7 protein-coding genes are annotated in these 9286 nt (G+C 55.7%); 6 read left to right on the top strand and 1 reads right to left on the bottom strand.

The features are described 5' to 3' along the window. The 6 genes from B2R48_RS10755 to B2R48_RS10730 all read left to right on the top strand — a co-directional run. On the top strand, positions 1 to 1025 hold a 1025-nt coding region (locus B2R48_RS10755), incomplete at its 5' end, for an HlyD family secretion protein (RefSeq protein WP_297000076.1). After that, positions 1025 to 2605 carry a DHA2 family efflux MFS transporter permease subunit gene (locus tag B2R48_RS10750; protein WP_297000075.1) on the top strand — a complete coding sequence of 527 codons (1581 nt, stop codon included), beginning with the start codon at positions 1025 to 1027 and terminating at the stop codon, positions 2603 to 2605. The genes B2R48_RS10755 and B2R48_RS10750, both read left to right, overlap by 1 nt. Before the next feature lie 413 nt (positions 2606 to 3018). Next, positions 3019 to 4614 (top strand): arylsulfatase, encoded by a 1596-nt coding sequence (locus tag B2R48_RS10745; protein ID WP_297000074.1) that lies wholly within the window; start codon positions 3019 to 3021, stop codon positions 4612 to 4614. A gap of 37 nt (positions 4615 to 4651) precedes the next feature. Continuing rightward, complete coding sequence (locus B2R48_RS10740; protein WP_297000072.1) at positions 4652 to 5629, top strand: formylglycine-generating enzyme family protein; 978 nt, start codon at positions 4652 to 4654, stop codon at positions 5627 to 5629. 31 nt (positions 5630 to 5660) lie between these two features. Beyond that, complete coding sequence (locus B2R48_RS10735) at positions 5661 to 6494, top strand: transporter (protein ID WP_297000069.1); 834 nt, start codon at positions 5661 to 5663, stop codon at positions 6492 to 6494. A 127-nt stretch (positions 6495 to 6621) separates the two neighbouring features. Next, entirely contained in the window at positions 6622 to 8523 is a 1902-nt protein-coding gene (locus B2R48_RS10730; RefSeq protein ID WP_297000066.1) for an autotransporter outer membrane beta-barrel domain-containing protein, read from the top strand. A 224-nt stretch (positions 8524 to 8747) separates the two neighbouring features. On the opposite strand, the gene B2R48_RS10725 is transcribed toward B2R48_RS10730, so the two are convergent. Next, positions 8748 to 9286, bottom strand: a 539-nt coding sequence (locus tag B2R48_RS10725) for a carbohydrate ABC transporter permease (protein WP_297000063.1), incomplete at its 5' end; no start/stop codon positions are given.

The raw sequence follows: 9286 nt of genomic DNA, 5'->3' as shown, positions 1-9286 counted from the left end.
TGACCGAAGGTCAGTACCATGAAAGTACCGACAATGCGTATCTTCAGGCCGATGAAGTCGCCGTTTCGCCCAAGGTATCAGGCTATGTTGGCGATTTGCGGGTTGCGGAAAACCAGCCGGTGCGCAAGGGCGATTTGCTTTTGACCATCAAGGATGATGATTTCCGCCTTGAACTGGCTAAGGCCAACGCCGCCCTTGAGGCGCGCCGATCGGCGGTTGGCACCATGGAAGAACAGATCACCCTTCAGGATGCGGCGATCAAACAGGCAACTGCGAATGTCGATATTGCGCGGGTCGAACTTGGACGCACCAGCGATGATTTCAATCGCTATGAAGATCTGGTCAAAAAGGGTGCGGCCAGCCGTCAGAAATTCGATTACGCGAAGGCAGACCGCGAGAGCGCACAGGCACAGGTTGCCGCGGCCAATGCGACTTTGGCCGTCGAAAAAGGCCGCCTTGGCGTTTTGCGTGCCCAGAAGATCGAGGCAGAACGCGCCGTAAGACAAGCCGAAGCCGCACGTGATCTGGCCCAGCAGGCGCTTGACGATACCCGCCTTTATGCGCCGTTTGATGGTGTTGTCGGGAACCGGTCGGTCCAGACGGGGGCATTGGTGCAGCCGGGTGAGCAGCTTCTGGTGCTGGTGCCGCTTCCGGGCACCTATATCGTTGCCAATTTCAAGGAAACCCAGATCAGTCACATGGCGCCGGGGCAGAAGGTCTCGGTCGAGGTGGATGCCTTCCCGGATGCCGAGATTGTTGGCCATGTCGCGAGCTTTGCCCCGGCAACCGGTGCGCAATTCAGTTTGCTGCCGCCGGAGAATGCCACCGGCAACTTCACCAAAATCACCCAGCGCGTCCCGGTTCGGATCGAACTGGATGACAGCAAATGGGCCAAGGCACTGCGACCGGGGCTTTCGGTGGTGGTCAATGTGGATACCCGCAATGCCAGTGGCGAAGAAGAAGTCGCCGGTGTTGGTCTTGCGCAAGGGATCGTCCCGACGGCGGAACTTTCGGAGCTTAACTGATGGCAACCGTCAGCCCGACAACAGTGCCGCAATCCGAAACGCGCCCGATGGAAACCGCCCAGTTTATCGGCTGGGTGGCGATGGTCGTGGGCATGTTTCTGGCGATCCTTGATATTCAGATTGTCGCCAGTTCGCTTGAAAACATTCAGGCAGGATTGTCGGCAAGCCCCGATGAGATCGGCTGGGTTCAGACCAGCTATCTGATTGCCGAAGTGGTGATGATCCCGCTTTCGGGGTTCCTTTCGCGCCTGATGTCCACGCGTTGGCTTTTCGTGATTTCAGCACTTGGCTTTACCGTGATGTCGGTGGCGTCGGCCTTTGCCTGGTCGATCGAAAGCATGATCTGGTTCCGCGCCCTTCAGGGGTTTCTTGGCGGGGCGATGATCCCGACCGTGTTTGCCACGACCTATATCATTTTCCCGCCTGACAAACGCAATGCCGCGTCGGTCATGATTGGGTTGATTGCCACCATGGCGCCGACCATCGGACCTACCCTGGGCGGGTTCCTGACGCAGTCATTGTCCTGGCACTGGCTGTTTTTGATCAACGTGATTCCCGGTCTGATGATTGCCGCGATTGTTACCATGACGCTGCGCGTGGATCGGGGTGATATCGGCTTGCTCAAGGATTTTGATCTGCGCGGGCTTTTGGCGATGGCGGTATTTCTGGGCAGTCTGGAATATGTTCTTGATGAAGGGCCCAAGGATGACTGGTTTGATGAAACTGCAATCGTTTACGGCACGATCACATGCGCGATCGCCGGGATCTATTTCTTCTGGCGAATGTTTACCTATGACAAGCCGATTGTGGACCTGAAATCCTTTGCCGATCGCAACTTCACCATGGGCTGTGTGTTCAGTTTTACCCTTGGTATCGGGCTTTATGGCAGCGTCTATGTGATGCCGTTGATGCTGGGTCGGGTGCGTGGCTATGACAGTCTTGAAATCGGCATGGTCATGGCGGTAACCGGCATCAGCCAGTTCCTGTCTGCCCCGATTGCCGGAAAAATGACGGCAAAGTATCCGCCGCGTGTTGTGCTGGGTATCGGGCTTGCGCTGTTTGCGACGGGCCTTGCCATGCATGGTTTCAATACCAGCGAAGTGTCGTTTAACGAATTAATCCTGCCGCAAGTTGTCCGCGGGGCAGCGCTGATGTTTTGCATGTTGCCGGTGACCAATCTGGCGTTGGGAACCCTGCCGCCTGAAAAAATCAAAAACGCCAGCGGGCTTTATAACCTGATGCGGAACTTGGGTGGGGCGATTGGCATGGCGGCGATCAACACGCTGCTTGATAAGCGCATTGATTACCACTTCTCGGTTCTATCCGATCACATCAACCCGGCCAGCGCGGCGTTTCGGGACTATCTGGCGACCCTCACGGCACGCTATAGCGAGATGGGCCTGCCTGATGCGCATGCTGCGGCGATGAAGTTCATTGTTGGCATCGTCAATCGCGAGGCATCGATCATTTCGTTTAATGATGTCTATCTGGCGATGGCAGCAGCCTTTTTGATGGCGTTTCTGTTATTGCCGTTTGCAAAGCCCCCACGCGGTCAGGCGACCGTGGGCGATGGGCATTAACAGGCAGAAACGAAGCGCAAAACGCGGGAAAAGACAGAAAAAGGCCACACACGTGTTCCCCCGACCCCGGCAAGCAGATGCTTGCGTGTGGCCTTGCCGACCCTTGGTAACCAAGGGTCGGCTTTTTTGGTTCGGGCGACTTATAAACAAACAAGCGTCACAAATAAGTTATTCAACTGAAAGTATTTTTACGATAGCATTACCCGACTATAAAAAGCCCGACAGGTCTTATCGCAACGTAGCCTTTGAGACGGAGTGCAAGGGACTAATTTCCACTTCGTTGCGGTTCCAGCTGTGAATAGCTGATTGTTTTCCTGATAAAAATCACTGTGGCCCCACACGTTCCAGGGTGAGATCGCCCGGAACTCTTTTGGTGATATGCCATGTGCATGTCCGAAGGATAGGAGCAGACGATGAAGAAGTTTCTGACAACGGCGGCGGCGGTGATTTCACTGGTTGCAGTCGGTGGTATTGCATCGGCGCAAGATACCGGTTCAGAAGAAAAACCAAATATTCTCGTGATCTGGGGTGATGACATCGGGTGGCAAAACTTGTCATCCTATGGTCTGGGCACCATGGGCTATACCACGCCCAATATCGACCGGATTGCCAATGAAGGCATTCGTTTCACCGATCACTATGCCCAACCCAGCTGCACGGCCGGTCGCGCGGCCTTTATCACCGGGCAATATCCGATCCGTTCAGGCATGACGACGGTTGGCCAGCCGGGCGCGACACTTGGCCTGCAAAAGGAAAGCCCGACACTGGCAGAGCTTCTGAAAGAAGAGGGCTATCGCACCGGGCAGTTTGGCAAAAACCATCTGGGCGACCGCAATGAACATTTGCCAACCGTTCATGGCTTTGACGAGTTCTTTGGCAATCTTTATCACCTCAATACGCAGGAAGAAGCCGAGCAGCGTGACTATCAACGATTTGCCGAACAGTTCGCCGGATCGCTTGAGGAATATGACGCCCGCTTTGGCACCCGCGGCGTATTGCACAGTTTTGCCACCGAAGAAGACAACGACACGGTCGATCCACGCTTTGGCCGGGTTGGCAAACAGATCATTCAGGATACCGGTCCGCTAACCCAGGAACGGATGAAGGATTTTGACGGGGCGGAAATCATCCCGGCGGCGATCAACTTCATGACGGCTGCCAAGGATGCCGACGAGCCGTTCTTTGTCTGGCTTAACACCAGCCGCATGCACCTTTACACCCGCCTGAATGACCAGTGGCGCTACGCCGCAGAGGAATATACATCCGAGGCCGACTATCACGGCAGCGGTATGTTGCAGCATGACCACGATATCGGCGGTGTGCTTGATTGGCTTGATGCGCAGGGTTTGGCCGAAAACACCATCGTCTGGTATTCGACCGATAACGGGCCTGAGCACGCATCCTGGCCACATGGCGCGACTACCCCGTTCCGTGGCGAGAAAATGACCACCTATGAAGGTGGCGTTCGTGTGCCATCCATGATCCGCTGGCCGGGAAAACTGCCCGAAGACAAAATACTGAACGGCATTCAGGGCCATCAGGACATGTTCACATCCCTTGCCGTTGCTGCCGGGATTGATGATCCTGCCGAACGTGTGATGGAAGAAAAAAACCAGTATATTGATGGGGTGAACAACCTGCCTTATTGGCAAGGCGAAACCGACCAGTCGGCACGTGATCACATCTTCTATTATTTCGAAAGCCAGTTGACGGCTGTGCGTGTCGGTCCTTGGAAAATGCACTTCGCGCTCAAGGAAGATTACTACGACAACATGACGCCGCGGAACTTCCCGATGATCTTCAATCTGCGGATGGATCCGTTCGAAAGCTATAGCAGCATTGATTCCTATGGCCACCTTGCGCAGAAGGTTTCGTGGCTGATGCAGCCCGTCAGTGTGCTGATGACCCAGCATCTTCAGACGCTTGGTGAATATCCTCCTGTGCAGGGCGGGGCATCGTTTGACATGTCAAACATGGTTCAGGACTTCCTTGCCAAGGGACGTCAGTAACATGCCAAGATCGACGATCTTTGCGAGGCACATCGTTATGCGATGTGCCTCCATCCTTTCCCTGAGTGTCTTTTTAGTCGCACCACCGGTCAGCTTTTCATATGCGGCGGAGCTGCCGGAGTTTGTCGAGATTTCCGGCGGGACGTTCCTGATGGGGGAAGACCGGATCTATCAAGAAGAAACCAAAATCCATCAGGTGAGCGTGTCTTCGTTTGCAATCAGTCGCACAGAAGTCACCAATGCCCAGTTCCGCAAATTTGTTGAGGAAACCGGGTATGTTACCTCGGTGGAGAAGCCGCTTGATCCGGCGGACTATCCCGGCGTGCCCACGGACCTGCTTCAACCCGGATCGATGGTTTTTGCCCAACCCGCTGGCGCGGTGGATATGGGTGATATCCGAAACTGGTGGCGGTATATCGCCGGGGCAAACTGGCAACATCCGACCGGACCCGAAAGCAGCATCGATGGCCTTGATGATCACCCGGTAACACAGGTGTCCATCGAGGATGCCCGTGCCTATGCCAAATGGGCAGGTGGCAGGCTTCCGACCGAGGCGGAGTGGGAATTTGCCGCGCGTGGCGGTCTGTCGCGCAAGGCGTATGTCTGGGGCGACACATATGACCCAGCCCAGGGCTGGAAAGCCAATAGCTGGCAGGGGCAGTTCCCCGGCGAGGATCTGACCGATGACGGCTATCACGGAACCGCACCTGTCGGGCAGTTTGCGGCAAATGCATATGGTCTTTACGACATGGCCGGAAATGTTTGGGAACATGTCAGCGACTGGTGGGTGCCGGGACATCCTGACAAGGCCCAGACGGACCCAAGCGGCCCGCCGATGAAACTTGCTGCACGTTTTGCCAGCAGTGCAACCGGCCCGATGACCGTTGTTAAGGGCGGTTCATGGTTATGTGCACCAAATTTCTGCCTGCGCTATCGCCCGGCCGCCCGACAACCTGCCGAGGGGCATATCGGGTCCAACCACATCGGTTTCCGCATCGTCAGGGATATGGAGTGACGCGCCGGATCCTGTAACAAAGGAGCAGCATATGCGCTTTACGCAATTTTCGACGCAGCTTTTACAACAGATAGTCTTGGTCTGTGTGATTGGACTTGGTACAGCGCTGACGCATGCGAATGCCCTTGCGCAAACGGATAACTCCGATCTTGCAAAACAACTTGCCAATCCGGTGGCCAATCTGATCAGCCTGCCGTTTCAGGGCAATTATGACAGCGGATATGGTTCGGCTGACGGGGAAAAATATCTGATCAATGTGCAGCCGGTCATGCCAATGCGCCTGAATGATGACTGGAACCTGATTTCGCGTACCGTCCTGCCGTTGGTGCACCAGAACGATATCAACGGCAATGGTGGCACCGATACCGGGATCGGCGATACGGTTCAAAGTTTCTTCTTGTCGCCGGTTGAACCCACCGAAAGCGGCCTGATCTGGGGTGTTGGCCCGGCATTGCTGCTACCAACCGCCAGTCAGAACAGTCTTGGCGTTGATCAATGGGGGGCCGGTCCGACGGCTGTGGGTTTGTTTGCCGATGGCCCATGGACCTATGGCATGTTGACCAACCATGTCTGGGGCGCGGACGAAGGGTCTGCTGCTTCGGCCACAAATGCCAGTTTCTTCCAGCCATTTATCAATTACACCACGCCGAATGCCTGGACTTTCGCACTGAATACCGAAAGCACCTATAACTGGGCCGCCGATCAATGGTCGGTGCCGGTCAATGGCATCGTTTCCAAGCTGACCAGTCTTGGCGATCAAAAAATCAGTGTGGGTGCGGGGGTACGCTACTGGGTGGATAGCCCGGATGCCGGTCCCGATGGATGGGGTGCACGGCTGGTGTTGACGTTCCTGTTTCCGAAGTAACAAGCCAGATTGAATGCCGAATTGGGGATATTTTGAAAACCCGCATCGCGCGTGTGCAATAATCGGAAACAGACGCCAGCACGCGCAACGACAGATCGCATGTTCTTTTTTGAGGGGGAGGGGAGCTGTGAAGGGACCGTCAATTAGTGACCTTTGGGGGATTGCAGGTTTCGGGGTGCTGGCTATTGCGTTGGCACCGTTCGATGCCCGTGCTGCCAACTGCGCAGCCAGTGGCGGGTTGATTTTCGTTGGCAAAACATCTGATAGCGCCAGTTCGGTCTGGCTTTCAGGTACCAGCGCCGGGGCGTTTCGCCTTGATGCACAAGGGTCAACCAAGGATACATGGAATCAGGCGCGGCGCGGTTTGCATCTTACATTGTCGGATGTTGTATCGACCGGAAATGGTGGGACGCACCATCTTTATGACAATAGTGGCGGTGGCTGTCTTCTGGACAGTCAGAACCAGAAAGGCGGGGTGAACCTGCCGCCCATCGGACGATTATTCCCTGATTTTCTGACACCAGAGGTGCCGGTGGTTGTTGATCCGCCCGTTGCGATCAAGCCGCCGATCGGGATTTTGCCGCCCCAAACGATCACACCGGAAATCCCCATCGCCGTGATCCCGCCAATCGGTATTCTGCCGCCGACTGGCATCACGCCCGAGATCCCGATTGCCGTCAAGCCGCCCATCGGCATTTTGCCACCCGATCTGATTACGCCGGAACTCCCGATTGGTGTAACGCCCCCTATCGGAACCTTGCCGCCAACCGGGATTACCCCGGAGCTTCCAATCGACACAAAACCACCCATTGGTGTTCTCCCCCCGGAGCCAATTACACCGGAGCGCCCGATTGGTGTAACGCCCCCCATCGGAACCTTGCCGCCAACCGGGATCACCCCGGAACTTCCCATCGATACAAAACCACCCATCGGGGTGCTGCCCCCGGAGCCGATCACGCCTGAGGTACCGGCGATCACCCCGCCATCGCCAAACGTGCCTGAAACAGTTGCCAATGCGCAGCTTCCAAAGCGCCCGGACGCGTATCTTGCGGACAGTACCTGTGCGATCCTTGAAGGGAATGGATATCTCTATCTCGATGAAAGCGGCGCGATCTTTACCGCGCCGTGCACCTTGGTACGTCAGGGTGGTTACGAGGGGATAACGGTGGCCTCGCTTCTGGAGCAATCCGATGTGCCTTTGACCCCCGGCAGGGACTTTTTCAGTGACCCCTTGTGGAATTTCTGGTCGGAAACGCGCGGGGTTTATGCCCAGGATCGTCGCCATAATCTTGATACCGAAGGTTACAGCGGATCCTTCCTGTTCGGGGTTGATCGCGAAATTGCCGACGATACGGTTGCCGGTATTTCCGCCTCTTTCGAAACCAGCGGGTCTGATGGATATGACGGTGGTCTTGAAACGGCGGCTTATGGTCTTTCGGTCGGACCATATTTTGCCCATCGATTGTCGCCGCAATGGGCGATTCAAGGGTCGCTTGGCTATATGTTGCTGCAAAATGACCTTGAGGTTGTTGTGCTTGAAGGGAATTACTTTTCCCATCAGCTTTCCGCCGCTGCTGCGATCAACGGGCAGTATCGTTATGAAGAATGGTTCCTGCGCCCGCGCTTTGGACTTTCCTATGCCGAAACCTTTGTCGAGGACTATGACCTGAGCGGGACCATCAATGGCACACCGGTGACTGTTGATATCGGGTCGGATCATTTTGGCTATGGTTCGGCGGAAATATCGGGCGAGGCCAGCCGCTATGTTGATCTGGGTGATGATCTTCTTGGGATGCCCTATGGCGAGCTTGGGCTGCACATCGCACTGGATCGTCCCAATGATGGCAAGATCCTGTCAGGTGATCTGCGACTTGAAGACACATCACCTGTGACCGGTACAATCCGGGGCGGGATGCGGTTTTTCTATGAGGACCGGATCGCCTTTGATGTCGGAGCCGGGTATCTCAGTATCGGGCAGAACGGGCTTGATATCTGGGAGGCGAAGGCACGCGTGTCCTTCGCGTTTTGATCCTCAAAAGAAAACGCCCGGGTGGGAGGCCCGGACGTTTCAGCCTTTCGGGGGGAGGCCGAAAGGCGCAAGATGTTGCTGCCGCATCGTGTCTGGGGAGATCACGTGGCTCTCCGTGTGGTGCCACAGAGACACATCCTGCAGGGACTGGATATGTGAACCAATGTGATACAATCGGGCGCTCAAGAAAAGAGATCGAGAACACACCCCCAAACGGTGACACTCTAGCGGATGCCAGCGCGCAAGAAGGCCTGAATGAATTGCCGCTGGAAGATCAGAAACGCCATCAAAAGCGGGGCGATGGTCATGATGGTTGCCGCACTGATCACCGAGATATCCACCCCGGTTTCCGGTGCGCCAAACAGTGATAAGCCCACCGTCAGCGGCCTTGTTTCTGGGGAGTTGGTGACAATCAACGGCCACAGGAAGTTGTTCCAGTGTGTGGCGATGGATACCAGCGCATAGGCCAGATAGACCGGCTTGGCCGCAGGTACATAGACCTTCCACAGAACACCCATCCAGCTGCATCCTTCGATCCGCGCGGCTTCTTCAAGCTCGATTGGCACGGATTTGAAGGCTTGCCTTAACAAGAAAATGCCAAATGCACTGGCCATGTAAGGCAGACCGATGCCAAGTGCTGTATCAAACAGACCCAGCTTGGACACGATGGCGTAGTTTTCGACAATCAGCACTTCCGGCAGAATGAAAAGCTGCAGGAGTACCAGGATAAAGACCGTATCACGCCCCTTGAACTCAAACCGGG

Source organism: Thalassospira sp. UBA848 (genome assembly GCF_002295455.1).
Classification (GTDB): domain Bacteria; phylum Pseudomonadota; class Alphaproteobacteria; order Rhodospirillales; family Thalassospiraceae; genus Thalassospira.
Note: the sequence above shows the minus strand (reverse complement) of the source record. Positions and strands in the feature narration are given on the sequence as shown.

Coding starts and splice junctions, on each gene's coding strand:
- B2R48_RS10750 (WP_297000075.1), top strand. CDS start 1,025: ATGGCAACCGTCAGCCCGACAACAGTGCCGCAATCCGAAACGCGCCCG.
- B2R48_RS10745 (WP_297000074.1), top strand. CDS start 3,019: ATGAAGAAGTTTCTGACAACGGCGGCGGCGGTGATTTCACTGGTTGCA.
- B2R48_RS10740 (WP_297000072.1), top strand. CDS start 4,652: ATGCGATGTGCCTCCATCCTTTCCCTGAGTGTCTTTTTAGTCGCACCA.
- B2R48_RS10735 (WP_297000069.1), top strand. CDS start 5,661: ATGCGCTTTACGCAATTTTCGACGCAGCTTTTACAACAGATAGTCTTG.